This window comes from Conexibacter sp. SYSU D00693 (assembly GCF_017084525.1).
GTDB lineage: Bacteria > Actinomycetota > Thermoleophilia > Solirubrobacterales > Solirubrobacteraceae > Baekduia.
Genome location: NZ_CP070950.1, coordinates 3,514,655 through 3,539,483, shown reverse-complemented (window position 1 = coordinate 3,539,483; position 24,829 = coordinate 3,514,655). Strand labels below are relative to the sequence as shown.

Annotated in this window: 26 protein-coding genes and 1 riboswitch; of the genes, 19 read left to right on the top strand and 7 right to left on the bottom strand. The window is 74.6% G+C overall.

Annotated features, from left to right (window positions below; translation table 11 throughout):
- Positions 1-278: 278 nt before the first annotated feature.
- Complete coding sequence (locus tag JUB12_RS17520; RefSeq protein WP_205696727.1) at positions 279-848, bottom strand: transcriptional regulator; 570 nt, start codon at positions 846-848, stop codon at positions 279-281.
- Positions 849-1,058: 210 nt separating this feature from the next.
- On the bottom strand, positions 1,059-1,943 hold the full coding sequence (locus JUB12_RS17515) for a LysR family transcriptional regulator (RefSeq protein ID WP_205696726.1): 885 nt from the start codon (positions 1,941-1,943) through the stop codon (positions 1,059-1,061).
- A 70-nt stretch (positions 1,944-2,013) separates the two neighbouring features.
- Between JUB12_RS17515 and JUB12_RS17510 the strand changes: the two genes are divergently transcribed.
- The 11 genes from JUB12_RS17510 to JUB12_RS17460 all read left to right on the top strand — a co-directional run bounded on the left by JUB12_RS17510 (position 2,014) and on the right by JUB12_RS17460 (position 9,341).
- Positions 2,014-2,385, top strand: coding sequence for a nuclear transport factor 2 family protein (locus JUB12_RS17510; RefSeq protein WP_205696725.1), 372 nt, complete (start codon positions 2,014-2,016; stop codon positions 2,383-2,385).
- Positions 2,386-2,437: 52 nt separating this feature from the next.
- The gene (locus tag JUB12_RS17505; RefSeq protein WP_205696724.1) at positions 2,438-3,580 is read left to right on the top strand and encodes a YbdK family carboxylate-amine ligase; all 1,143 of its coding nucleotides are present in this window, start codon (positions 2,438-2,440) and stop codon (positions 3,578-3,580) included.
- Positions 3,581-3,625: 45 nt separating this feature from the next.
- Positions 3,626-4,315 carry a hypothetical protein gene (locus JUB12_RS17500; protein ID WP_205696723.1) on the top strand — a complete coding sequence of 230 codons (690 nt, stop codon included), beginning with the start codon at positions 3,626-3,628 and terminating at the stop codon, positions 4,313-4,315.
- 74 nt (positions 4,316-4,389) lie between these two features.
- Positions 4,390-4,818: an FHA domain-containing protein gene (locus JUB12_RS17495; protein ID WP_205696722.1), complete on the top strand. Its 429-nt coding sequence runs from the start codon at positions 4,390-4,392 to the stop codon at positions 4,816-4,818.
- Positions 4,819-4,854: 36 nt separating this feature from the next.
- Entirely contained in the window at positions 4,855-5,277 is a 423-nt protein-coding gene (locus tag JUB12_RS17490) for a PaaI family thioesterase (protein WP_205696721.1), read from the top strand.
- Between the two features lie 41 nt (positions 5,278-5,318).
- A complete protein-coding gene (locus tag JUB12_RS22120) occupies positions 5,319-6,857 on the top strand; it encodes an aminotransferase class I/II-fold pyridoxal phosphate-dependent enzyme (protein ID WP_305852567.1) in 1,539 nt (512 codons plus the stop codon).
- 28 nt (positions 6,858-6,885) lie between these two features.
- Positions 6,886-7,311 carry a PaaI family thioesterase gene (locus JUB12_RS17480; protein ID WP_205696720.1) on the top strand — a complete coding sequence of 142 codons (426 nt, stop codon included), beginning with the start codon at positions 6,886-6,888 and terminating at the stop codon, positions 7,309-7,311.
- 13 nt (positions 7,312-7,324) lie between these two features.
- The gene (locus JUB12_RS17475; RefSeq protein ID WP_205696719.1) at positions 7,325-7,744 is read left to right on the top strand and encodes a thioesterase family protein; all 420 of its coding nucleotides are present in this window, start codon (positions 7,325-7,327) and stop codon (positions 7,742-7,744) included.
- Between the two features lie 4 nt (positions 7,745-7,748).
- The gene (locus JUB12_RS17470) at positions 7,749-8,234 is read left to right on the top strand and encodes a methylated-DNA--[protein]-cysteine S-methyltransferase (RefSeq protein ID WP_205696718.1); all 486 of its coding nucleotides are present in this window, start codon (positions 7,749-7,751) and stop codon (positions 8,232-8,234) included.
- A 71-nt stretch (positions 8,235-8,305) separates the two neighbouring features.
- On the top strand, positions 8,306-9,112 hold the full coding sequence (locus JUB12_RS17465; protein ID WP_205696717.1) for a glycosyltransferase family 2 protein: 807 nt from the start codon (positions 8,306-8,308) through the stop codon (positions 9,110-9,112).
- A 10-nt stretch (positions 9,113-9,122) separates the two neighbouring features.
- Positions 9,123-9,341 carry a hypothetical protein gene (locus tag JUB12_RS17460; protein ID WP_205696716.1) on the top strand — a complete coding sequence of 73 codons (219 nt, stop codon included), beginning with the start codon at positions 9,123-9,125 and terminating at the stop codon, positions 9,339-9,341.
- On the opposite strand, the gene JUB12_RS17455 is transcribed toward JUB12_RS17460, so the two are convergent.
- Entirely contained in the window at positions 9,338-10,063 is a 726-nt protein-coding gene (locus JUB12_RS17455; protein ID WP_205696715.1) for a transglycosylase family protein, read from the bottom strand. The two genes, JUB12_RS17460 and JUB12_RS17455, sit on opposite strands and share 4 nt — an antisense overlap.
- 4 nt (positions 10,064-10,067) lie before the next feature.
- Positions 10,068-10,239, bottom strand: a riboswitch (cyclic di-AMP (ydaO/yuaA leader).
- 62 nt (positions 10,240-10,301) lie between these two features.
- Here JUB12_RS17455 and ftsH point away from each other — a divergent pair.
- Both ftsH and JUB12_RS17445 read left to right on the top strand, forming a co-directional pair.
- Positions 10,302-12,359 carry an ATP-dependent zinc metalloprotease FtsH gene (gene ftsH / locus JUB12_RS17450; protein WP_205696714.1) on the top strand — a complete coding sequence of 686 codons (2,058 nt, stop codon included), beginning with the start codon at positions 10,302-10,304 and terminating at the stop codon, positions 12,357-12,359.
- Between the two features lie 100 nt (positions 12,360-12,459).
- Positions 12,460-12,654 (top strand): hypothetical protein, encoded by a 195-nt coding sequence (locus tag JUB12_RS17445; RefSeq protein ID WP_205696713.1) that lies wholly within the window; start codon positions 12,460-12,462, stop codon positions 12,652-12,654.
- Positions 12,655-12,668: 14 nt separating this feature from the next.
- Here the strand turns inward: JUB12_RS17445 and JUB12_RS17440 are convergent, their stop codons facing one another.
- Complete coding sequence (locus tag JUB12_RS17440; protein WP_205696712.1) at positions 12,669-13,781, bottom strand: CdaR family transcriptional regulator; 1,113 nt, start codon at positions 13,779-13,781, stop codon at positions 12,669-12,671.
- A 107-nt stretch (positions 13,782-13,888) separates the two neighbouring features.
- Here JUB12_RS17440 and lon point away from each other — a divergent pair, with 107 nt between their 5' ends.
- The 3 genes from lon to JUB12_RS17425 all read left to right on the top strand — a co-directional run bounded on the left by lon (position 13,889) and on the right by JUB12_RS17425 (position 19,125).
- On the top strand, positions 13,889-16,210 hold the full coding sequence (gene lon, locus JUB12_RS17435; protein ID WP_205696711.1) for an endopeptidase La: 2,322 nt from the start codon (positions 13,889-13,891) through the stop codon (positions 16,208-16,210).
- A gap of 72 nt (positions 16,211-16,282) precedes the next feature.
- Positions 16,283-18,847 carry a SpoIIE family protein phosphatase gene (locus tag JUB12_RS17430; protein WP_205696710.1) on the top strand — a complete coding sequence of 855 codons (2,565 nt, stop codon included), beginning with the start codon at positions 16,283-16,285 and terminating at the stop codon, positions 18,845-18,847.
- A 110-nt stretch (positions 18,848-18,957) separates the two neighbouring features.
- A complete protein-coding gene (locus tag JUB12_RS17425) occupies positions 18,958-19,125 on the top strand; it encodes a hypothetical protein (RefSeq protein ID WP_205696709.1) in 168 nt (55 codons plus the stop codon).
- Here JUB12_RS17425 and JUB12_RS17420 read toward each other — a convergent pair.
- Together JUB12_RS17420 and JUB12_RS17415 are read right to left on the bottom strand one after the other, a co-directional pair.
- Positions 19,122-19,541 carry a hypothetical protein gene (locus tag JUB12_RS17420; protein WP_205696708.1) on the bottom strand — a complete coding sequence of 140 codons (420 nt, stop codon included), beginning with the start codon at positions 19,539-19,541 and terminating at the stop codon, positions 19,122-19,124. The two genes, JUB12_RS17425 and JUB12_RS17420, sit on opposite strands and share 4 nt — an antisense overlap.
- Positions 19,542-19,561: 20 nt before the next feature.
- Positions 19,562-20,572: a heme A synthase gene (locus tag JUB12_RS17415; RefSeq protein ID WP_205696707.1), complete on the bottom strand. Its 1,011-nt coding sequence runs from the start codon at positions 20,570-20,572 to the stop codon at positions 19,562-19,564.
- Positions 20,573-20,654: 82 nt separating this feature from the next.
- On the opposite strand from JUB12_RS17415, the gene JUB12_RS17410 reads away from it, so the two are divergent.
- Genes JUB12_RS17410 through JUB12_RS17400 form a run of 3 tightly spaced genes read left to right on the top strand, consistent with a single transcriptional unit; the run spans position 20,655 to position 24,405 of the window.
- Positions 20,655-21,908 (top strand): ABC transporter ATP-binding protein, encoded by a 1,254-nt coding sequence (locus tag JUB12_RS17410; protein WP_205696706.1) that lies wholly within the window; start codon positions 20,655-20,657, stop codon positions 21,906-21,908.
- On the top strand, positions 21,905-22,777 hold the full coding sequence (locus JUB12_RS17405; protein WP_205696705.1) for an ABC transporter permease: 873 nt from the start codon (positions 21,905-21,907) through the stop codon (positions 22,775-22,777). Before JUB12_RS17410 ends, JUB12_RS17405 begins: the two co-directional genes overlap by 4 nt.
- Positions 22,778-22,797: 20 nt before the next feature.
- On the top strand, positions 22,798-24,405 hold the full coding sequence (locus JUB12_RS17400; protein WP_205696704.1) for a hypothetical protein: 1,608 nt from the start codon (positions 22,798-22,800) through the stop codon (positions 24,403-24,405).
- Here JUB12_RS17400 and JUB12_RS17395 read toward each other — a convergent pair whose 3' ends face one another.
- Complete coding sequence (locus JUB12_RS17395) at positions 24,406-24,825, bottom strand: GtrA family protein (protein ID WP_205696703.1); 420 nt, start codon at positions 24,823-24,825, stop codon at positions 24,406-24,408. It lies immediately after the preceding gene.
- Between the last annotated feature and the right edge of the window lie 4 nt (positions 24,826-24,829).

Genomic DNA, 24,829 nt, shown 5'->3' with positions numbered 1-24,829 from the left:
AGTCCCCTTCTTCTCACCACCCGTCCGACGACACGAAGTTCCTGCACATCGGCACATCGGACGCCACGGGCATCGGAGCCGCCTGGGCGCGCCGTGAGAAGGGAGGGTCAGACCCCTGCTTCTCACCGCCACCCGCCGTTCGGCGGCCCGGACCGCGTTGGTAGGAGCCCGTCGCGCCAGCCCGGAGTCACGTCCAGCCCGCGCGTTTCCCATCCGGGTGGACTACGCGCCGGACGGCGGGGCGGGCGCGCGCCACCGCGCGCCCGCCGCGCGAGGGGCTAGGCGCCCCGCGAGCCGTACTGCAGCACCGCGACGGCCCACTGGGCGAGGTCGTCGGGCTTGTCCTTCGCGCGCTTCGCGCTCTCCTTCTCGATCGCCCGCAGACGCTTCACGAGCGCCGTGACCTCCTTGGCGGCGTCGCGCCGGCCGCGCGCGTCGAGCTTGAGGTCCTCCAGGCGCGCGTGGGAGTCGGAGCTGTCGAAGCCGCCGTCCTTGAGGGCGCCCGCGATCTGGTCGGCGACCTCGCCGAGGACGGTGTTCGCCTCGTTGCGACGGGCGGTCTTGGTGAGCTTGCGCCAGTCAGCGGCCGCGGTCGGGGCCGTCTCGATCAGGCCGTAGTGGCGCTCGAGCGCGCCGCGACGCGGGGTGGTCTTGCGCAGCTCGATCAGGCCGAGCTGGGCGAGCTGGTTGAAGTGGTAGCTCACCTGCCCGAGCGGGTGACCCGTGGCCCGGGACACCTCGACGGCACTGGCCAGGCCGTCGTCCAGGGCTCGGAGGATCTCGACCCGGATCGGGTGGCTGAGCGCCTTGTGGATCCGGGGGTCTGCAGCGTCACGCGTCGTCGGCACGGCCGACAGTCTGACGGAGGACACGGCAGACGTGCACCGTCGACTGGTCGACAGTCAGGCGGGGCTCAGGTCGGAATCGCCTGACAGCATGGCAATGCGCCAACTTCCGGATCGACCCGGGTGCTCAGTACATCCTGAACAGTCGAGTGACGTCCTGCGACGCCAGGCGCAGCTCACCGGCGCCCAGAACGCCCCGGCGCCGACGATCGGCTATGCGGCCAGCCGGTCGCGCGCGTGGTCCAGCAGCGCTCGTGCGGCCGCCGCCGAGGGGCCTCCCTCCCGCCACGCCAGCGACAGCGATCCCGAGGGCTGCGGAGCGGTCAGCGCGACGCCCACGAGCGCGCCCTCGCTGGCCGCGATCGCCGACGCCGGCAGGATGCCCACACCGAGCCCCCGGCCGGCCAGCCGCATGAGCACGGCCGGGTCCCCGGTCTCGAAGGCGATGCGCGGCGTCACGCCCGCCGCCGCGCACGCCGCCTCCAGCGCACTGCGCATCCCGGTCCCCCGCGGCATGCTGATCAGCGGGACGTCGCGCAGGGCACGGATGCGCATGGAGCGGCGTCCCGCGAGGGCGTGGTCCGGGGCGACCGCCGCCACGAACGGCTCGTGGACCAGCGTGTGGGTCGCGATCCCGGCGGGCGCGTCACCCGCGAGCCCGACGATCGCCAGGTCGAGCTGCGCGGCCAGGACGTCGGCGAGCAGCCGGTCCGACGCGTCCTCGACCAGCCGGATGTCGACTCCCGGATGCGCCGCGTGGAACTCCGCGAGCATCCCGGGGACGTCGAGTGCGCCGCAGCCGTAGACCGCCCCGAGGGCTACCGCACCGCGCACCAGCCCAGCGAGCCGGTCGACCTCCTCCCGGACCTCTGCCGCCGCCTCGAGCGCCGCCCGCGCGTGCGGGAGGACCGCCGCGCCCGCGGTCGTGAGCCGCACCGCGCGGCCCGTCCGGTCCAGCAGCTCCTGCCCCAGCTCGGCCTCCAGCCGGCGCACCTGAGCGCTGACCCCCGGCTGCGAGACGTGCACCCGCTCGGCCGCCCGCGTGAAGCTGCCCTCCTCCGCCACCGCCACGAGGTACTCGAGCTGCCGCAGGTCCATAACCGCGACTTCTAGCAGGGCGAAGGACCATGACTTGGACTTCTGCGTCTGGTGGCGGGACCATCGCCCCATGACGCAGACCGCCACGACCCCCACCACCCCCGCGGACGTCATGGCCGCCTACTTCGACGCGTGGAGGACGAACGACCTCGACCGCCTCGAGCCGCTGCTCGCGCCCGACGTCACCTTCCGCGGCCCGCTCGGCGCCGCCGACGGACCCGCCGCCTGCCGCAAGGGCCTGGAGGGCCTCGCCGCCGCCACGAGGCGCCTCGACGTGCTCCAGCTCAGCGCCGACGGCCCCGACGTCGTCACGTGGTTCGAGCTCCAGGTGGGCGACGCCGGCCCGATCCCCGTCGCCAACCGCAGCCACGTCGAGGACGGGCGCATCACGCGGATCCGGGTGACGTTCGACCCGCGCCCGCTCCTCGGCGACGGCGCCTAGCCATCCGCCGAGCCGCGGACTAGGACCGCGCGCCACCGGGCATGGCCGGGAGGTGCCCGATCGCGACACGGACTGGTCGCGCTGGACGCCGTCCGCGCCCTACACCGTGGGCGTCGAGGAGGAGGTCATGCTCCTCGACCCCGGCTCCTGGGAGCTGCAGCAGTGCTCGATCGACGTGCTGCCGCGGCTCTCGGACGACCTGCGCGACCGCCTGTCGGTCGAGACGCAGCTCGCGGTCGTCGAGTACGCCAGCGACCCGGCGCAGCGCGTCGGCGACGCGATCGCCCAGCTCGCCGCCATCCGCGCGCGCCTGGCCGACGAGCTGCGCGGGCTCGGCCTGGCCGTCGGCGCCGCCGGCACCCACCCGTTCACGCTGTGGACCGACACCGAGGTCACGCCCCGCGAGCGCTACGAGGAGATCAGCCGGACGATGGGCGAGCTCGCCCGTCGCGAGCCGACCTTCGCCCAGCACGTCCACGTCGGGGTGCGCGACCCCGAGCTCGCGATCCGGCTGCTCAACCGGCTGCGCCTGCACGTCCCCGTCCTGCTCGCCCTGAGCGCCAACTCCCCGTTCTGGCAGGGGCGCGACACGCGCCTGGCCAGCGCCCGCATCCCCATCTGGGGCGCCTTCCCCCGCACCGGGATCCCGCGGCGCTTCGACGACTACGACCACTACGTCCGCGTCGTCGGCGAACTGCTGCGCTGCGGCGCGTTCGCCGACCACAGCTACCTCTGGTGGGACGTGCGCCCCAAGCCGGAGATCGGGACCGTCGAGGTGCGCATCGCCGACGTCCAGACGCGTCTGCAGGACGCCGCCGCGATCGCGGCCCTCGTGCAGGCCGTCGCGCGCCTCGAGCTGGAGGAGGGCTGGGCCCCCGAGCCGCTCCTGGACGCCACGGAGGTCCTGCAGGAGAACCGCTTCCTGGCCTCGCGCGACGGCATGGAGGCCGAGCTCGTCGACCTCGGCGAGGGATGCACCGTGCCGGTGCGCCAGGTGCTCGACGGCCTCCTCGAGGCCGCCCGTCCCCACGCGCAGGACCTCGGCTGCGAGGCCGAGCTCGACCTCGTCGCCGAGCTCGCCGCCAACCCGGGCGCGGAGCGCCAGCGGCGGCTGGCCGGCGGCGGCAGCGCGCTCTCGCACCTGGTCGAGCACCTGGCGGACGCCTACGCCGCACCCGCACCCGTCGCGCGCTGACCGCGCCGCTCAACGGCCCGCGCCACGATGCCGATGCCTGCCCCGGTGCGCTTGCTCGTCCCCCTCCTCGCCGCGCTCGCCCTCCTCGCCGCTGGTCCCGCCGCGGCGGGCGCCGCCAACCCGTGGATGGCCAAGGTCGGCACGAAGCCCCTGAGCTCGGCGGCCGCGGCCAAGAAGGTCAAGCGCCACGGCTGGGAGCCGCGCCCGCAGAACGCGAAGGCCAACCGCCGGGTGCCGACCGCGTCCCAGCTGCGCATCTTCCGGCGCCGCAGCGACATGCCCTACAAGGCCGACGTCGACGGGCGCTTCCGCGGCAACACCGACGACATCCTCGAGTGGACCGCGATCAAGTGGGGCATCGACCACGACCTCGTCCGCGCCGTCGCCGCGGTCGAGAGCTGGTGGGACGTGCGCACGCTGGGGGACGGCGGCGACTCCTTCGGCCTCTTCCAGATGCGCCGCCCCTACCACTGCTGCCTGCCGTTCATGCAGCAGGCCAGCGCGTTCAACGCCGACTACTGGGGCGCGATCATCCGCTCCTACTACGACGGCAAGCACCCGTGGCTCAACACCGTCGAGCGCGCCGAGGAGTACCGCGCCGGCGACCTCTGGGGCTCCATCGGGGTCTGGGCGTCCGGCCGCTGGCACCTTGGCAAGAGCGACAGCTACGTCGCCCAGGTCAAGGACTACCTCAAGCGCCGCGTCTGGGAGCAGCCGAACTTCGTCGGCCGCTGAGGGGTGCCTGGCACCCACCTGCCGCTCAGCGCATCCTGAGCTGGCCTTGAGGTCGGTGCGGTGCCATGCACGCCATGGCCCCCACCTTCGCCCCCGAGCGCCACGTACGAGCGCTCGACCGCCTCGCGCAGGAGACCGGTGCGCACGACGCGCTGCCGGCCCTCAGCCACCGCGAGCGCTCGCGGGCCGTGGACCCCTCGGCCCTCGACCCCGGCCTCTACCTCATCGCCGAGTCCGGCGACGACGCCCGCGCCATCCCGCTCGCCGAGCCGGTGATGCGCCTCGGGCGGGGCTTCACCGCCGACATCGCCCTCGACGACGTCGGCGTCTCCCGTCGCCACGCCGTGGTGGTGCACCGTCCGGGCGGCACCGCCCGCATCCTCGACGACCGCTCGACCAACGGCACGTGGGTCAACGGCCGCCGCGTGACCCAGCACGACCTGACCGACGGCGACGTGGTGGTGCTGGGCGGCGTCGTCCTCACCTTCCGCCAGGTCCCCTAGAGCCGCGCCGCAGGCAGCGGGTAGCGTCTCGCGGGCGTGCCCGACCGGCCCTGGTCCATCGACGGCGTCGGCGCCTTCTTCGGCTTCCGCTACGAGGGCCCGGGCGTGCTGCGCCTGGACATCCGCGACGAGCTGATCAACCCGGCGGGGCTGCTCAGCGGCGTCGCGTGCTTCGCCCTCGTCGACTACGCGATGGGCTCGGCGCTGTGGCAGCAGACGACCGACGACGAGGGCATCGCCACCCTCAACGTCGCCATCAACTTCGTGGCGACGGCCCGCGAGGGCTGCGTGACCTGCCACGCGCACGTCGACCGGCGCAACAAGACCAGCGCGGTCCTTCGCGCGCAGGTCACCGCCGGGGACGAGCGGCTGCTCGGGACGGCGGTCGGCTCGTACTCGATCTACCCCCGCAGGCGCGACCACGGCGGCGGCGGCAGGGAGCTGCAGGCCGACCTCTAGCGATCGCGTGTCGCGGCACCCGGACCGGGCAGTCCAGGGACATGCCGAGCACGCACCGCCTGCGCAAGGCGCGCAACAAGGCCGAGGCGCGCCTCGCCGCCAAGCAGGGCCCGGCCACCGCCGACCAGACGACGGCGCCGATCGCCGACGCGCTGGCCGCCTACCACCGCGACGACCGGCTGACCTTCGGGATCCCCGCGCATGGCGCCGGCCGCGGCGAGGCCGACGTGGCCGAGTGGGCGGGCCACGAGGTCCTGAAGGCCGACGCGCCGATGAGCCACGGCGTCGACACGCGCAACCACGTGTGGCAGGTCGAGGAGACCGCCCAGCAGCTCTTCGCTGAGGCGGTCGGGGCCCAGCAGACGCTCTTCTCCACCAACGGCAGCTCGATGAGCGTCCACGTCGCGCTGCTCACCCTGGGCGCCCCGGACCAGGAGGTCGTCCTCGCGCGCAACGGCCACAAGTCGGTGATCGCCGGGCTCGTGCTCTCCGGCGCGCGGCCGGTCTGGGTGCCGGCGGTCTACGACGAGGAGCTCGAGCTCGCCCACACCGTCGACGCCGACGCCTTCGAAGCCGCGCTGCGCGCCCACCCGGAGGCCGCCGGCGGGATGGTCTTCACGCCCTCCTACTACGGGACGACGGCCGACGTCCGCCGGCTCGCGGACGCCTGCCACGCCCTGGGCAAGCCGCTCGTGACCGACGACGCCTGGGGGCTGGACTACGCGCTGTCCGGCCACCCGGACCTGCCCAAGGGCGCGCTCGAGCAGGGCTCGGACCTCGCCATCGGCTCGGTGCACAAGACGCTGTCCGGCCTCTCCCAGACGTCCGTGCTGTCGGTCGGCAGCGACCGCATCGACACCGAGCGCCTCGAGCTGTGCTTCGAGCTCGAGCAGTCCACCAGCGCCTCGGCGCTGCTGCTGTCGAGCATCGACGGCGCGCGCCGGCAGTTCGTGCGTGACGGCGAGCGACTGCTCGCCCAGGCCGTCGACGCCGCGATGGAGCTGCGCCGCCGGGTGGCCGACGAGGTGCCGGAGCTGAACGTCGTCACGCCCGAGGAGCTGCTGGCCCGGCCCGGCGTCCACGAGGTCGACCCGACCCACGTGCTGATCGAGGTCGCCCCCGTCGGCCTGACGGGCTACGAGGCCGACGACTTCCTGCGCGACCACCACCAGGTCGACGTCGAGCTCTCCGACCATCGCCGGATCGTCCCGCTGGTCACCTTCGCCCACGGCCCGCAGGAGGTCGACCGGCTCGTGCGCGGCCTGCGCGACATGGTCGACCGCGAGGGTGGCGCGCCGTCCCACGGGCGCCTGCCTGCCCTCCCGCGCCACCTGCCCGAGCAGGCGGTCCGCCCGCGCGACGCGTTCTTCGCCCCGACCGAGGACGTCAAGCCCAAGGACGCCGTCGGCCGGGTCGCTGCCGAGTTCGTCACGCCCTACCCGCCCGGCATCCCGGCGTTCGTCCCCGGCGAGGTGCTCAGCGAGGAGACCGTCGACTACCTCGAGGAGGTCGTGGCCCAGGACGGCTACGTCGAGGGCGCGGCCGACCCCTCGCTCATGACCTTCCGGGTCATGGCGTAGCGGCAGCCCGTCCGCGACGATCGCGGGCATGAGCTCGACGACGACCCCCTCGCGCCGCGACGTCATCGCGGCGTTCATCCCGCACTCGCCGCTGGCCCGGCTCCTGGGCATCCGCGTCGGCGAGCTGGGCGACGACCGCGCACGGCTCGAGCTGCCCTTCCGCGACGAGCTCGCGACGATGGCCGACGTCGTCCACGGGGGCGCGGTCGCCACGCTGGCCGACACCGCGGCGATGGCCGCCGCCTGGTCGATCGACGAGCCCGCGCCGGCGAACCCCGCGGGCGCCACCGTCTCGCTGCACACCGACTTCCTGGCGCCCGCACGCGGCGACCTCGTGGCCGACGCGGAGGTCCTGCGCCGCGGTGGGCGCCTGTCGTTCGTGCGCGTGGAGGTCCGCGACGCGCAGGAGGCGCTCGTCGCCACCGCCTCGGCGACGTACCGCCTGGGCGGGTGAGACGCTTGCGCGCGTGAGCTTCGTCCACACGCTGCGCGTCCGCTACAACGAGTGCGACCCCCAGGGCGTCGTCTTCAACGCCAACTACCTGACCTACGCCGACCTGGCGACGAACGAGCTGTGGCGCGACGAGCTCGGCGGCTACGACACGTTCCTGCACGGGGGCCACGACGTCGTCGTGGCTGAGGCCAACGTCCACTACCTCGCGGCAGCCCGCTTCGACGACCTGCTCGACGTGGCGATCACCGTGGACCGCATCGGGACGACGTCGATCGTCCAGCGCTTCACCATGACGCGCGACGGCACCGACGTCGCGGAGGTCGTCCTGCGCTACGTGTGCGTCGGGCGCGACGGCCGGCCGGCGCCGGTGCCCGACGTCCTGCGCGAGCGCCTCGCCGTCCACCTCACGGACCCGGCGCCCGCGCCGTCATGAGGGCATGACCGCCATCGCCGTCGCCATCAGCACCGCCGTCGTCGACTCGCCCGTCGGGCCGCTCGGGCTGGCCGCCGAGGACGACGCCCTCACGCGCGTCGCGTTCCTGGCGCCCGGCACGCCCGCCGACGCGCCCGGGACGCCGGTCCTGCGCGAGGCGGCCGCGCAGCTCGGCGCGTACTTCGCCGGGGAGCTCGAGGCGTTCGACCTGCCGCTGCGCCCGGTCGGGACGGACTTCCAGCGCGAGGTCTGGACGGCGCTCGCCGACATCCCGTTCGGCACGACGACGACCTACGGCGAGCTGGCGGCGCGGCTGGGCCGGGGCCCGCGCGGCGCCCGTGCCGTCGGGCTGGCCAACGGCGCCAACCCGCTGGCGATCGTCCTGCCGTGCCACCGCGTCATCGGTGCCGACGGCGGGCTCACCGGCTTCGGCGGCGGACTGCCCGCCAAGCGCTGGCTGCTGACCCACGAGGGCGCGCTGCTGCTCTAGCCAGCCATCGCCGGACCACCGTCGCGTCGCGGCCGGGCGAGCGCGCACGCGCCGGGCACGTGGGTGGCCAGATGGAGCCGCCGCCCGCCATCGTCATCGCGACGCGCGACCGCGCCGCCTCGCTGACCGCCACCCTCGAGCGCCTCGCCCGCCTGCCCGAGCGCCCGGAGGTCGTCGTGGTCGACAACGGCTCGCGCGACGCCACGGTCGCCGTCGCGCTCGGCGCGGGCGCGCGCGTCGTCGCGCTGGGCACCGACCGCGGCGCGGCGGCGCGCAACGTCGGCGCGCGGCTGGTCGACGCGCCGCTCGTCGCCTTCGCCGACGACGACTCGTGGTGGGCGCCCGGCGCGCTGGCGACCGTGGCCCGGCGCTTCGCCGCGGCGCCGCAGCTCGGCCTCGTCGCCGCCAGGGTGCTGGTGGGCGACGCCGAGCGCCTGGACCCGGTGTGCGCCGCCATGGAGCGCGGACCGCGCGACGCGCTCGGCCACGCCGTCCATGGCTTCGTCGCCTGCGGGGCGGTCGTGCGCCGCGAGGCCTTCCTCGCGGCCGGCGGCTTCCACCCGCGCTTCGGCATCGGCGGTGAGGAGGAGCTCCTGGCCCGGCGCCTCACCGCCCGCGGCCTGCGCGTGCGCCACCAGCCCGACGTGGTCGCCCACCACCATCCGTCGCCGGCCCGCGACCGGCAGGCCCGCCGGCAGCGCGAGGTGCGCAACGAGCTCTGGACGCGCTGGCTGCTCGACGGCCCTCGCGGCGCCGCGGCGGCGACGGGGCGCGCGTTGTGGGCGGCGCGCCGCGACGACGCCGCGGCCCGGGGGACCGTCCAGGGGCTGGTGGGCCTGCCGTGGGTCGCGCGTGAGCGCCTGGCCCACGGGCCGTAGGCTGCGCGCCGTGGAGGGCGTGCGCGTCGAGGTCACGGACCGCTTCACGCCCGGGCTGGGCGGTCGCGCCGACCGCACCTACGTCTCACCGCCGCACGACCCGGCGGCCGCCCGCGAGCTGGCCGCGCTGCTGCTGGACCGCGCCGTGGCGCCGGAGGGCGACGGGCCGTGGCGCCGCGCGCTCGCGGGCGGGCTGCGGACGGTGCGGCTGCTGCCGTCCGGGCGCTAGGTGGCCGTCCGGCCGACCTGGGCCTCGGCCTTGGGGCCGCAGACCGGCCAGGGCTTGGCGCCCTGCTCGGCGTAGAGCTTGGCCGCGATCGCGTCCTGCTCGGGCTCGGGGGCCTTCGCCGGGTCGCCCTGGCCGCCCATCTGCTCCCACGTGGAGCGCAGGAACTGGTACTTGCCGCGGTGCTTGCCGCCCGGGGAGACCGCGGTCGGGTCGCCGCCGGACTCGCACTGCGCGATCGCGGCGAGCACGGCCGCGGCGTCGCCGGCGGGCGCCGAGACCTTGCGGGCGGTGCTCGCCAGGCCGAGGGCCTTGAGCGTGGCCGGCCCGGCGATGCCGTCGGCCTTCAGGCCCCGCCGCTTCTGGAAGCGCTTGACCGCGCGGACCGTGCCCCGGCCATAGACGCCGTCGACGCGCTTGATGCCCAGGGCGCGCTGGAGCGCGCGCACCCGTGTGCCGCGGCTGCCGCGCTTGAGCGCCTTGACCGCCGGGGCGGCGACCGTCTCGGCCGACCGGCTCTCGGCGGGCTTGGGCGCCTGCACCTCCGGGTCGCCGGCCTCCACGCCGCCGGGCGTGGCGGCCACCGCGGACGGAGCGCCGAGCGCGAGCACCGCGAGCGAGCCGGCGAGGGCGGCGACGCCTGCGCGTCGCCAGGTCCCGCGGCGGGCGAGACGGTGTCCTTGGGGCGCTTCGTGGTCGCGCGCGAGCGCGTCGCGGTGCAGCAAGGGGCCTCCAGCTCGTCTGCGCCTACGGGGTTAGCTGACGGGCTCGCGCTGATGAGCTGCGCTACGCCGCACGACGGCGGCGATTCGCCCCCGGCCCTCGCGCCCGCACGGCGCTCGGACCAGTGGGTCCCCCGTTCCCGGGCGCCGTGGCGACCGGGACTCGGCTTGGGTCACTTCCAGCCGGGCATCTCAGCACAACAGGGCGACGGACGTCGTCTCGTAGGATCTGCAAGGAGCCATGGCGTCTGACGACAAGCCCACCCGCAGCCGGCAGCAGCGGCCCGAGTCCCCGACGCCGTGGCGCGTCGAGGGCGTGAAGGAGGGCCAGGACGGCTCCGGCTCGGGGTCCGACCAGGGCGGCGGCGGCTTCCGCCCGCCGGGCGGCCTGCGCCGCTTCGGCGCCGTGCTGCTCGTCCTGCTGGCGCTGAACTTCGTGTTCGCGTCGCTCGTCCCGAACGGGCCCGACCGCAACCGCGTCGAGTACACGTTCTTCCTCGACCAGGTCGACCGCGGCAACGTCGACGAGGTCGCCTTCGAGGGCCTGCAGGTCGTCGGCGAGTTCAAGCGCCCGGTCAAGGAGCCCGACGCGGGCAGCGACGTCGAGGCGCGCAAGGAGTTCCGCTCGTTCGTCCCGGCGATCGCCACCGACGACCGCCAGCTGCTCGAGCAGCTGCGCGAGAAGGACGTGCGCGTCAGCGCCGAGCCGGCCGACGACGGCCGCTCGTTCATCGGCGACCTCCTGCTCTTCTTCGGCCCGACGCTCCTCCTCGTCGCGCTGTTCATCTTCCTCGCGCGCCGCGCGGCCGGCGGCGCCGCGGGCGGCCTCACCGGCCTCGGCCGCTCGAAGGCCAAGCGCTACGACGCCACCCAGCAGCGGGTCTCGTTCGGCGACGTGGCCGGCATCGACGAGGCGGAGGACGAGCTCGTCGAGATCGTCGACTTCCTGCGCAACCCGGACAAGTACCGCAAGCTCGGGGCGATGATCCCCAAGGGCGTGCTGCTGTCCGGCCCGCCCGGCACCGGCAAGACGCTCCTGGCCCGCGCGGTCGCCGGCGAGGCCGACGTGCCGTTCTTCTCCATCTCCGCGTCGGAGTTCATCGAGATGGTCGTCGGCGTCGGCGCGTCGCGCGTGCGCGACCTCTTCGACCAGGCCAAGAAGGCCGCCCCGGCGATCATCTTCATCGACGAGCTCGACGCGATCGGTCGCCAGCGCGGCGGCGGCGCCTCGGTCGGCGGCCACGACGAGCGCGAGCAGACGCTCAACCAGATCCTCACGGAGATGGACGGCTTCACCGGCTCCGAGGGCGTCATCGTCCTCGCCGCCACCAACCGGCCCGACGTCCTGGACCAGGCGCTGCTGCGTCCCGGCCGCTTCGACCGCCGCCTCACCGTCAACCCGCCCGACGCCGACGGCCGTCGCCAGATCCTCGAGATCCACACGCGCTCGGTCCCGCTCGACGACGAGGTCGACCTCGCGCAGCTCGCGTCGACGACGCCGGGCATGGTCGGCGCCGACCTGCGCAACCTCGTCAACGAGGCGGCGCTCCTGGCCGCCCGCCGCGAGCACGACCAGGTCCGCTCGGAGGACTTCTTCGACGCCTTCGAGAAGATCGTCCTGGGCGCCGAGCGCAAGATCACGCTGTCGGAGGAGGAGCGCGAGCGCACCGCCTACCACGAGGCCGGCCACGCGCTGCTGGGCATGCTCGAGCCCGGCGCCGACCCGGTGCGCAAGGTCTCCATCGTCCCGCGCGGGCGCGCGCTGGGCGTGACCTTCCAGTCGCCGGAGAGCGACCGCTACGGCTACGACACCGCCTACCTGCTGGGCCGCATCACCGGCGCGCTGGGCGGCCGTGCCGCCGAGGAGCTCGTCTACGGCACGATCACCACGGGCGCCGAGTCCGACCTCGAGCAGGTCACCCGCATCGCGCGGTCGATGGTCGGGCGCTGGGGCATGAGCGAGGAGATCGGCCTGGTGACCGTCGTCAACGACGACGCGCCGTTCGCCATGCCGGGCTCCGAGCCGGCGTCGGAGGCCACGCGCGAGCTCGTCGACCGTGAGGTCCGCCGCATCGTCGAGGGCTGCTACGGCCGCGCGCTGGACGAGCTGCGCGACCACCGTCCGCAGCTCGACGCGCTGGCCCAGGCGCTGCTGGAGCGCGAGACGCTCGACGAGGCCGACGCCTACGCGGCGGCCGGCTTCGAGCGGGGCACCGCGCCCGGCGACCAGGGCCCGAAGGGCATGGCGATCGCCGAGCGCGTCGACGCCGCGCCCGAGGGCGCGACGGACGTCACCTAGACCGGGCGCACCACCGTCCGGAGCGTCGGTCCCGACGCGGACGACCCCCGAGGCAGCGCATCCCTCGGGGGTACTCCTGCGTTGAGTGACCATGGACGCCTTGGACCTGAGACAGCAGCTGCTGGTCCTCGAGGAGGAGCGGGAGCTCGCGCGCGAGCGCGGCCTGTACGCCGACCCGGCCTACCGCGCCGACCTCGAGCAGGAGATCGCCGTGTGCCGCGAGGTGTACGTCGGCGCGGCCGTGACCGAGATCGCGACGCTCCACGGCGTCCTGTTCGGTCGCCACCAGGGCTAGGCCCCGGCCCTGCGTCACCCGCCCCGCGCGCGCAGCGCGAGGGCGAGCGCGAAGCGCGCCTCGGGGTCGTCGAGCCGCTCCCCGAAGAGCTCGCGCAGCTGCCCGACGCGGTAGCGCACGGTCTGCGGGTGCAACCCCAGACGTCGCGCCACGGGCGTGATCTGCCCCGGCTCGTCGAGCCACGCGCGCAGCGTCTCCTCGAGCTTGGCCCGGGATGACGCGCGCACGGTCTCCAGCGGTGCGAGCTCGCGCTCGACCAGCGCCGCGGCCAGCGTCGGGTCGACGCGCACCAGGAGCTCCACCAGGTGGTCGTCGGCGCGCACGAGGCCGCCCTCCGGCGCCAGCACGTCGAAGGCCAGGCGCGCGCGGGCCAGCGACGCCGCGGCACGCTCGAGGGCGACCGTCGGGCCCAGCACGGCGGGCAGCTCGCCGAGCACCGCCCGCAGCTGGGCCTCGCGACCGGGCGCGTCCGGGTCGGGGACCAGGCCGATGCTGCGGTCGTCCTCCGCGACCGCCAGCACGTCGGGTCCCAGGCGGCCCGCGAGGCGGTCGGCGTCGTCGGAGCCCAGCGCGATGCCCGCGACGGTCTGGGGCCGCGGCCAGCCGGCGAGGTGGGCGAGGTCGCGGACCTCCTCGGGGCCGGCGTCGTCGCGCATGAGCACGCGCAGCAGCGCGCGGCGGCGACGGCGGCGGTCGGCCTCGGCGGCCGAGGCCTCCGCCGTGAAGCCCTCGGCCGACTCGGCGGAGATCCGGTCGATGTAGGAGAAGATCTGGCCGGCCAGCGCGAAGAGCTCGTCGGCCGGCACCCCGGCCGCCTGGCCCGCGTCGCTGAAGCGCTCCCACGCGAGGCGCGCCCCGGTCCGGTAGGCGGCCAGCAGCGCGTCGAGCGAGCGGCCCGCCCGCTGCTCGCCGCGCCCGAGCTCGACGTAGAGCTCGCGCGAGGCCGGGTCGGGCCGTCCCTCGACGAAGCGGGCCAGTGCCCGCTCGACGCCCATCCGCACGCCGCGCCCGAACGGCCCCTCCATGGGCCGCGCGTACTGCGGCACCTCCTCGGCGATGGCCGCGATCGTCTCCTCGGCGAGGGCCGGGAGCACGGGGCGCAGCGCGTCGGCGAGGCGGGGGCTCAACACGGCGCTGGCACGCTACCGCCTGCAAGAAGGTTGAGTGAGGGCAGCGCAGATGTGATGCTACATTGCCGAAAGCGGTAGTTCACGACCTCAAGGAAACCGCCTCCATGACCTCGCTGCTCCTCCTGCCCCTCGACGACACCGTCGTCTTCCCCACGATGGACGTGACGCTCCCGGTCGACACCGGCGGCGAGGACCGCGTCCTGCTCGTCCCCCGCCACGAGGGGGAGTACGCCAAGGTCGGGACCATCGCGCGGGTCACGCGCACGGTCCGGCTGCCCGGCGGCGCCCGCGGCGCCGTCCTCGAGGGCGAGGCGCGCGGCATCGCCGGCGCCGCCCACACCGACCACGCCGGGCGCCTGCGCGTCGAGGTCGTCGAGCACCCCGACGACGCGCCGGTCGACGGCCGCACCCGCGAGCTCGAGCGCGAGTACCGCGCGATCGTCGAGGAGCTCCTCGAGCTGCGCGGCGACGACGGCCGCGTCGCCGCCTTCGTGCGCGCGATCACCGAGCCGGGCGTCCTGGCCGACACCACCGGCTATGCCCCGGACCTCACCTTCGAGCAGAAGGTCCGCGTCCTCGAGACCCTCGACGTGACCGAGCGCCTGGCGCTGGCGGTCGAGCTCCAGCGCGAGCGGCTGACCGAGCTGCAGGTGCGCAAGCGCATCCGCGAGGACGTCGAGTCGGGCGCCCAGCAGCAGCAGCGCGAGTACGTGCTGCGCAAGCAGATGGAGTCCATCCGCCGCGAGCTCGGCGAGGACGACGCCTCGGTCGTCGAGGAGTACCGGACGAAGATCGAGGAGTCGGGGATGCCCGAGGAGGTGCGCGAGCAGGCCGAGCGCGAGCTCGGGCGCCTCGAGCGCTCCGGCGAGCAGTCCGGCGAGGCCCAGACCATCCGCACCTACCTGGACTGGCTCGTCGCCGTGCCGTGGTCCGAGCGCTCCGAGGAGCAGCTGGACCCGCAGGGCACCCGCGAGGTGCTCGACGCCGACCACCACGGCCTCGAGGACGTCAAGGACCGCATCGTCGAGTACGTCGCGGTGCGCAAGCTGCGCCAGGAGCGCGGGCTGGACGTGACGGCCACCGACGACAAGGCCGAGAAGGCCAAGCGCGCCGCCGGCACGATCCTGACCCTCATCGGCCCGCCCGGCACCGGCAAGACCTCCATCGGCGAGTCGATCGCCCGCGCCATGGGCCGCGAGTTCGTGCGCATGTCGCTCGGCGGCGTCCGCGACGAGGCAGAGATCCGCGGCCACCGCCGCACGTACATCGGCGCGCTGCCGGGCCGCCTGGTCCGCGCGCTGCGCGACGCCGGGACGATGAACCCGGTGATCCTCCTCGACGAGGTCGACAAGGTGGGCGCCGACTGGCGCGGCGACCCGTCCGCGGCGCTGCTCGAGGTCCTGGACCCGGCGCAGAACGCGACGTTCCGCGACCACTACCTCGACGTCGAGCTCGACCTCAGCGAGGTCGTGTTCGTCGCGACCGCCAACCAGGCCGAGACGATCCCCGGCCCGCTGCTGGACCGCATGGAGGTCATCCGCTTCGACGGCTACACCGTCGAGGAGAAGGTCGCCATCGCGCGCGACCACCTCGTCCCGCGCCAGCGCGAGCGCCAGGGCCTGCTGCCCGAGGAGGTCGTCGTCGACGACGACCAGCTGCGCACGCTCGTGGCCGAGTACACCCGCGAGGCGGGCGTCCGCCAGCTCGAGCGGGAGGTCGGCAAGCTCCTGCGCAAGACCGCCACGAAGGTCGCCGCGGGCACCGCGACGCCGCCCGTCCACGTGGATGAGGCCGCGATCCGCGAGGCCCTGGGCCGCCAAAAGGTCTTCCAGGAGGCCGCGGCCCGCACCGCCGTCCCCGGCGTGGCGACCGGCCTGGCCGTGACCGGCACGGGCGGCGACGTCCTGTTCGTCGAGGCCAACGCCATGGACGGCAAGGGCAGCGGCGCCCTGACGCTCACCGGCCAGCTCGGCGACGTGATGAAGGAGTCGGCGCGCATCGCGCTGACCTACGTGCGCGCCCACCGCGAGGAGCTCGGCATCGACCGCGAGGCCTTCGAGGACCGCGAGTTCCACGTCCACGTCCCCGCGGGCGCGATCCCGAAGGACGGCCCGAGCGCCGGCATCACGATGACGACCGCCCTGGCGTCGCTGCTCACCGGCCGCGCCGTGCGCCACACCGTCGGCATGACCGGCGAGGTGACGCTCCAGGGCCGCGTCCTGCCGATCGGCGGGCTCAAGCAGAAGGTCCTCGCCGCCCACGCGGCCGGGCTGACCGACGTCATCCTGCCCGAGCGCAACCGCGCCGACCTCGACGACGTCCCCGCCGACGTGCGGGAGAAGATGCGCTTCCACCCCGTGATGACGATCGGCGAGGTGCTCGAGCTGGCGCTCGAGCCCGCGCCGACCGCCGCGCCCGCGGCCTAGGGCCGCAGCGCACCGGACGCAAGAGCGCTGGCGGGCGGCCGCGACGGCGGCCGCCCGCCGTAGCCTTGCGGCGTGGGCAGGCAGACGAGCGAGCTCCTCCAGGGGCGCAGGACCGCGCTCGCGGGCTTCGGGCTCGTCCTCCTCGCCGTCGTCGCGGACCTCGTCGTCGGCCCGGACCTCGTGCCGCTGCTCGTCGTCGGCCCCCTGGTCGCGGCGGCCCGGGCGCGCACCCTGCAGGTGGTCGCGCTGTCCGTCACGGCCGTCCTCGCCGCCCTGGCGCTCGGCTTCGGCCGGGACGTCGAGTCCGACAGCGAGCAGCTCGTCGACCTCGTCGCCGTCGCGGTGGTCGGCGTCCTGGCCGTGGCGGTCTCGCGCGCCCGCGACCGGCTGGAGGAGCGCCAGCACGAGCAGGGCCTGCGCCTCGAGGAGGAGCGCTCCGCCCGCCGCCGCGCCGAGCTGCTCTCGCGCCTGGCCGAGGTGGTCGACGCGCCGCTCGAGGCCCAGGACCGCCTCGCCCACCTCGCCGACCTCCCGGTGGGCGAGCTGGCCGACCTCGTCGTGGTCGACCTCGTCGACGAGCACGGCCAGCCGACGCGCGCCATCACCCGCTCGCGCGAGCCGGGCGTCGCCGAGCGCGTCGCCGCCATGCGCTCGCGCATCCCCCTGGACCGCCGCGGCGAGCACCCCGCCGTGCGCGTCCTGCGCACCGGCGAGCCGCTGCTCATCGAGGCGATGAGCGACGAGCAGCGCCTGCGCTGGGCGGCCGGCCCGGAGCACGCCGAGCTCATGCGCGAGCTCGGCTACCGCTCCGCCGTGCTCGTCCCGCTGCGCGCCGTCGGCCGGGTGACCGGCGTGCTGACGTGCCTGCGGCTGGGCGACGAGCGCCCCGCGTACACGCCGGAGGACCTCGACCTCCTCGCGGCGTTCGCCGAGCGCACCGCGATCTCGTTCCGCAACGCCGACCTCTTCATCGCGCTGCGCGCCGCGGAGCGCCGACTCGACGCGATCCTCGCGAACGTCGGCGAGGCGGTCGTGGCCCTCGCCCCCGACGGGACGCTCGCCTTCGCCAACCGCACGGCGGCCGAGCTCTTCGGCGCGGGCGGCCCCGCCGAGCTCGAGGGCCGCCGCCTGCGCGACCTCGCCCCGCCGTTCGCCATGGTCGACGAGCAGGGCGAGCGCCTGCACGAGGCCGACCTCCCGCACGTCGCGGCGCTGCGCGGCGAGGAGCCCGAGCCGGTCGTCGCCGGGACGTTCACCACCGGCGCCGGGGAGCGCTGGTTCCTCGTCCGTGCCGCGCCGGTGCGCGACGAGACGGGCGCCGTCTCCCTCGTCGTCGCCGTGGCCGAGGACGTCACGGCCGTCAAGCGCGCGCAGCGCCGCCAGCAGCTGCTGGCCAGCGCGAGCGGCCTGCTGAGCTCCTCGCTCGACGTGGACGCGACGCTCGACCGTGCCGCCTGGGCGGCGGTCCCCGAGCTGGCTGACTGGTCGCGCGTCGACCTCGTCGACGAGCGCGGCCAGCTGCGCGAGGCCGCCGTCGCCCACCGCGTGCCCGCCAAGCTCGACCTCCTGCTCGAGTGGCGCCGGCGCTGGCCGCCGGACCCGTCGGACACGCGTGGCGCCAGCCACGCGCTGCGCACGGGCGAGCCGGTCGTCTGGGCCTCCGTGCGCCCCGAGGACATCGACTTCTACGCCCAGGACGAGGACCACGCGGCGAACATGCGGGCCATCGACACCCGCTCGGTGATCATGGTCCCGCTCGTGGCCGGCGACCGGGCGATCGGCGTCCTGCAGCTCGCCACGACGGGCGACTCGGGCCGGCTGCTGGGCGACGAGGACGTCGAGCTGGCGATGGAGCTCGCGCGGCGCACGGCGGTGGCGGTCGAGCACGCGCGGCTGCACGCCGCACGCAGCCACGTCGCCTCGACGCTCCAGCGCTCGCTGCTGCCGCCGCGGCTGCCGAAGGTCCCCGGCCTCGAGACGGCCGCGCGCTTTCGCGCCGCGGGCCTGGCCAGCGAGGTCGGCGGCGACTTCTACGACATGTTCGCCGCCGACGGGCGCTGGATGGTGGTCATGGGCGACGTCACCGGCAAGGGCCCGGGCGCCGCGGCGATCACGTCGATGGCGCGCTTCACCCTGCGCACCGCGGCGCTCTACGAGCCGCGCCCGGCCGACGTGCTCGCGCGGCTCAACGCCGTCCTGCTCGCCGACGGCGACCGCCGCCAGATCTGCACCGCCGTCTGCGTGAGCGTCGAGCCGCGCGACGACGGCGCTGCCATCGCGGTGGCCTGCGCGGGCCATCCGTCGCCCTACGTGGTCGCGCCGGACGGGACGGTGCGCGCCGTGGGGCCGCCCGGCACGCTCCTGGGCGGCTTCGAGGACGTCCGCCTGCGCGAGGAGGAGCTGCTCCTGGCCCCCGGGGAGGCGCTCGTGCTCTTCACCGACGGCGTGCCCGACGCCCGCGGCGCCGACGAGCGCTTCGGCCACGAGCGCGTCGAGGCGGTCCTGCGGGCGACCGGGTCGACCGACCCCGACGAGCTGGCCGCCGCGCTGGACGACGCGCTGCTGGCCTTCGAGGTGGGCCCGCAGCGCGACGACGTCGCCCTGCTGGTCCTCCGGGCGACACCCGGTTCCCGGTGAGCTTCGGTGCCGAACGCCGGTTCCGTCCGGAGAGAGCGGCATCTTCGCGCGCGCAGGTCTTGACCTGCCGGGGCCCCGGCAGGTGAGATCGACCTGGGGAGGTCACTGCCATGAGCCCGTCAGGCATCTACGCCAGTACGGCCAACCGCCGCCAGCGGACCTGGTTGCGACGGCGCCGCCGCCTGGTCGTCCTGGCCCGCAGCCGCGCCGGGCTGCTGCTGGCTTGGGCACCTGCGCCGGTGCTCGCCGTGCTCGTCGCCCAGCAGTACCTGGGCTAGAACCGCCGGCCGCCCCGGCGGTCGAGCACGAAGCCGCGGCCGCTGCGGTTCGTGCAGCGCAGCACGTCCTTGGCCTTGAGCGTGCAGCGGATGCTGCCGCGCCGCCAGACATCCCCCGTGCGCAGGCGTCCCGGGGCCTTGCCGTAGCCGGGGTAGTCGCCGCGCTCGCCCAGGACCGCCGAGCCGGTCGGGCGCAGCCGCAGGAAGGTGTCCAGCTCGCCGATCTCCTCGAGGTGCGGCGACGTGCACTCGATGCCCGGCCCGCCGACGGCGAGCGCCCAGCACGTCAGGCCGCCGGGCCCGCGGACGTCCGTGGCGGTGACCGTCCTGGCCACCGCGGGAGCGGGAGCCGCGACGCCCAGGGCGACGGCGGCGAGCGTGAGCGGGAGCGGGAGCGGGAGCGGGCGGCGGCGCATCGCGCGCCACCCTAAGGCGCTCAGACGGCGGCCGTGGTCTCGCGCTCGGCGGGCGGCGCGTCCGGCGCGGGCACCGCGAGCGGCGACGGTCGGCTGGGGACGTCTCGCGGCCGGCCGGCGGCCAGGACGGCCCAGACGAGGCTCAGCCACGTGAGCGTCGCGACGACGACGTGCAGCCAGACGAGCTCGTCGGGGAGCTCCATGGCGTACTGCGCCCCGCCGATCGCGCCCTGCGAGCCGATGAGGATGCCGGTGAGCAGCAGCGGGTCGAGCAGCTCGCGCCCGGCGCCGCGGCGGCGGGCCAGGAACCAGGCGCCCACGACGCCGAGGCCGAGGACCGTCGCCACCAGCCCGTGCTGGTGGATGACGAAGTCCAGCGTCTCCTCGCCCTTGAGCTCGAGGCGCTGCACGACGTCGCCGGTGCCCTCGCCGCCCGAGTGCGGGCCGGCCGCGGTCGCGGCGGTGCCCATGAACAGCGTCAGCAGGCCGAGCGGAGCCAGCCACCAGACCGCCCGGGCCACGGCGCGATCCGGCGCGAGCGGACCGCGCGGGACGTCCCGGGGCTCGCGCGCCTTCCAGACGAGCATCGCCGCCGGGATCAGCAGGACGGCGCTGACCAGGAAGTGCAGCATCACCGACCAGTAGTCGAGGTCGACGAGCACCGAGATGCCGCCGATCACGGCCTGGAGCGCGACGCCGACCGGCAGGATCGCCGCGAGGACGACGAGGTCGCGCCGGAACGGCTTGCGCGTCCAGGCGAACAGCAGCGCCGCGAGCGACGCGGCGGTGACCACCGAGGTGAGCAGGCGGTTGCCGAACTCGATGGCGACCGGCGCGTGGACCTCGGTGGGCACGACGGAGGTCGTCTCGCACTTGGGCCACTCCGGGCAGCCCAGCCCCGAGCCGGTGACGCGGACGGCCGCGCCAGTGAAGACGATGACGGTGAGGGCACCCAGGGCGATGGCGGCGATCAGCGCGTAGCGCTGCGGCGTGACAGCCAGTCGCTCCCGGATTCGGGCGACGCGGGACATGCCCGGTGGAGGTTAGGCACGATCGCCGCGCACTGCGCGCCTCGGAGCGTGGCCTGGCACGGAGGTCGCCTAGGCTGTAGGTGTGGAGCAGCGTCCCGCGGTGGTGGCGGACGGGGTCTCGAAGTCCTTCCGGATCCCGCGCGAGCAGGTCCACACGCTCAAGGAGCGTGCCCTGCACCCGTTCCGCCGCGCCGGCCACGATGAGCTGCGGGCGCTCGACGAGGTCAGCTTCAGCGTCCCGAAAGGCGAGTTCTTCGGGATCGTCGGGCGCAACGGCTCGGGCAAGTCGACGCTCCTGAAGTGCCTAGCGGGCATCTACCGCGCCGACGCGGGACGCATCTTCGTCGACGGCCGCATGTCGACCTTCATCGAGCTCGGCGTCGGGTTCAACCCGGACCTCGCCGCGCGCGACAACGTGATGCTCAACGGCACGATGCTCGGGCTCTCGCCGCGGGAGTCGCGCCGGCGCTTCGACAAGATCGTCGAGTTCGCCGAGCTCGAGGACTTCGTCGACCTGAAGCTCAAGAACTACTCATCGGGGATGCTGGTCCGCCTGGCGTTCTCGGTGATGATCCAGGTCGACGCCGAGATCCTGCTCGTGGACGAGGTCCTGGCGGTGGGCGACGCCGCCTTCCAGCAGAAGTGCTTCGACGAGTTCGGGCGCATTCGCCGCAGCGGCACGACCGTGCTCCTCGTCACCCACGACATGGGCGCCGTGCGGCGCTTCTGCGACCGCGCGCTCCTCCTGCACAGGGGCGACATGGCCGGTCTCGGCGACCCGGAGACCATCGGCGACCGCTACCTGCAGCTCAACTTCGCCGACGCCGGCGAGGTCCAGGCCGTCGTGGAGGCCGAGAACGAGGAGGAGGTCCGCCTCGGCGACCAGCACGCCGAGGTGCTCGAGGCGTGGTTCGAGGACGACGCCGGCGTGCGCTGCGACGCCGTCCAGGGCGGAAGCCGGACGACCTTCGCCGCGCGCGTGCGGCTCAACGCGGACCTCGACGACCCCGTCTTCGGCGTGGAGCTGCTGACCTCGAACGACGACCACGTCTGGGAGGGCTCGACCGGCCTGCTGGACCCCGAGGGCTCGGGCACCTTCCGCGCGGGCGAGGAGGTCGTCTACCGCCTGACGTTCGACAACGTGCTCGCGCCCGACCGCTACCACGCCACCCCGGTGGTGAGCCGGCGCGAGGGCGGCTTCCAGGTCCACGACCGCCGCTCGCGGCTCGTCTCGCTCGTCGTCCACGGCACCCGCCGCAGCGCGGGTCTGGTCGAGATCCCCTACGAGGCGCAGGTGCAGCGCCTGCCGAGCGTGGCCGCGACGGAGCGCCGGTGAGCGCCGTCGAGCCCCAAGCCGTAGCGGACCTCGGCACCCCGATCAAGGGCCCGTCCGCTCTGGGGTCCGACCCGCGGCGCTTCATCCGCCTGACGCTCACCCTCGCCGTCACCGACTTCAGGCTGCGCTTCTTCGGGTCCGCGCTGGGCTACCTGTGGACGCTGATGCGGCCGCTGATGCTCTTCGGCGTCCTCTACATCGTGTTCAGCGAGTTCCTGGACTTCGGCGGCGACGTGCGCTTCTACCCGGTGGGCCTACTCACGGGCATCGTGCTCTTCTCGTTCGTCGCCGACGCGACGAACTCGTCGGTGCGGTCGATCGTCATGCGCGAGAACCTCGTGCGCAAGGTCGAGTTCCCGCGCCTGGCGGTCCCGCTCGCCACGGTCCTGACCGCGACGTTCAACCTCGTGCTGAACCTCGTCCCGGTCTTCGTCTTCCTGCTGGCCGCGGGCGGCGCGCCGCGCTGGAGCTGGTTCCAGATCCCGCTGCTGCTCGGGATGCTCATCGCGTTCGTGACGGCGCTGGCGATGCTCCTCAGCGCCCTCTTCGTGCGCGCGCGCGACGTCGAGCCGATCTGGGACGTCATCCTGCAGGTCCTCTTCTACGCGACGCCGATCTTCTACACGCTCGACGTCGTGGCGGACAAGACCGACTCGGACTTCGTCACCGAGCTGCTGGTCTCGAGCCCCTTCGCGTGCGTCCTGCAGCAGTTCCGTCACGCCGTGGTGGACCCCTCGTGGCAGAGCCCGATCGAGATCCTGGGCGGCCGTGCCGGCCTCCTCATCCCCATCGGCATCACGCTCCTGCTGCTCGCGCTCGGTTCGTGGGTCTTCGCCCGCGAGGCGCCGCGAATCGCCGAGGACCTGTAGCCGTCGCTAGCCTCCCTGCGGTGGTTCGACTGCGCGACCGGCTGACCGGCGAGGCCAGCCTGCTGCACGCGGCGATCGTACTGGGCCTCGTGGCCCTGGTGGTCTACTCGGGGTACGTCAAGGACGGGCCGTTCCTGATGGACGACTGGTCCAACAGCGCTCTGACGCAGTACCCCGGCGACCAGAGCGCGATCTCGGCGGCCTGGGACCTCTCGTACTACCGGCCGGTCCTGCCGCTGTACGTGCCGGTTACGCACTGGCTCTTCGGCGAGAGCGCGGCGCTGCACATCGCCTACGCGATCGCGCTGGCCACGGGCGCCTCGCTCGCGCTGGTGCAGGTCCTGCGTCTCGAGGGGCTGCGGACGTGGCACGCCATCGCCATCGGCGTGCTTGCGCTGCTGTTCCCGGCTTCGGACTCCACTCGACTGTGGGCGACGGCGAGCATGGCCCACTTCGCGATCCTCGTCGCGCTGCTCGGACTCCTTGCCGCGATCCGCGGCGCCCGCCTTACCGCCGAGGGCAAACCCGACGGCCGGCGCTGGCACGCGCTCGCCGTCACCCTCTACCTCATGAGCATCCTCGGCTACGAGGTGGGCGCGCCGGTCATCGCGCTCTTCGGCCTGCTCTACCTGCGGCGCATGCGCTCGCGCGAGGCTTTGCTGCGGTGGGGCGCCGACCTCATCGCCATCGCCGCCTCGCTGCTGTGGATCGGCACGAAGACCCCGCGCGAGATCTCGTCGGGCGGCGCGCTCTTCGACCACTTCGACCGGATGCTCGACGAAGGACTGACGGTCATCGCGAGCTTCACGCTCCCACTCGGCGAGGCCAGCCGCAACACGATCCTCTGGAGCTCGCTCCTGCTCGTGGCCGCCGGCCTCGTCGTCTGGCGGGCGCTGCCGCGCGACGACGAGTCGCGCGCGCGACTCGGGGGTTGGCTTGGCATGGTCGCCGTCGGCGTCGTCCTGACCGCCGCCGGCTGGGCGATGTTCATCCCGGCCGACCCCGTCTACTCGCCGGGCTCCCAGGGGCTGCTCAACCGCACGAACGCCGTCGCCGGGATCGGCGTCGTGACGCTCGTCTACGCGCTGCTCGGCGTGCTGGGGACGCTCGTCTTCCGCGGCCTGCCGCGCGGCAGGATGCTCGCCGGGCTGACGACGCTTGCCCTCGGCGCGCTGTTGGCCAACTCCTACGCCCAGGACGTCGGGGACGACATCAGCCGCTACATCGCCGCCGGCCACGAGGAGGACCGCATCCTCGGCGTCATCGCCCGTACGGTCCCCGCCGGCGCCCGCGACGCGACGATCTACACGACCGGCCACCCCGGCTACGAGGCGCTGGGCATCCCGATCTTCACCGCCACGTGGGACCTCGACGGCGCGGTGAAGGTCCGCTACGACCGTCCGGACTGGCGCGCGGTGCCGATCACCGAGGGCGTCGCGCTCGCCTGCACCCGTGAGGGTGTCTTCCCCGACGGCTCCGGTGGCGGACCGACGTTCGGCGCCGCCTACGGCAAGGCGTGGCTCGTCGACGTCGTCGCCGGCAAGGCGACGCAGCTCACGTCGCAGGCCCGGTGCGAGGCCGTCGCAAAGGCGCTCGCTCCGCCGCCGCTCATCAAGCCGTCGGCCTAGCTAGACCTGGCCGAAGGACCATCGCCGGTTGGCCAGGAAGCCGACCGGCGTGGCCATGACCACCGCGATGCCCTGGGCCGGCACCGCGGGCACGCCGAGCGCCGAGTACACCAGGGCGAAGCTCGCGTAGTTCGCGCCGAGCGTGACGCTCGCGACGAGCCAGAAGCGCACGAACTCGCTCTGGACGCTGCGGCCCGTCGCGGGGAACGCCCAGCGGCGCAGGACCGCGAAGTTGAACAGGCCGTTGAGGACGAAGGCGACGACGACGGCCGGGTAGGCGGGCGCGCCGCCGACGACGAGGGCGGCGTAGATGCTCATGCCGAGCACGTAGCCGAACCCGCCGGCGATCAGGTAGCGCAGCACCTGGACGCGCGCATCGTCGGTCTCTCCGCGCAGGACGCGTTCGGTGACGTCACGCACGGGC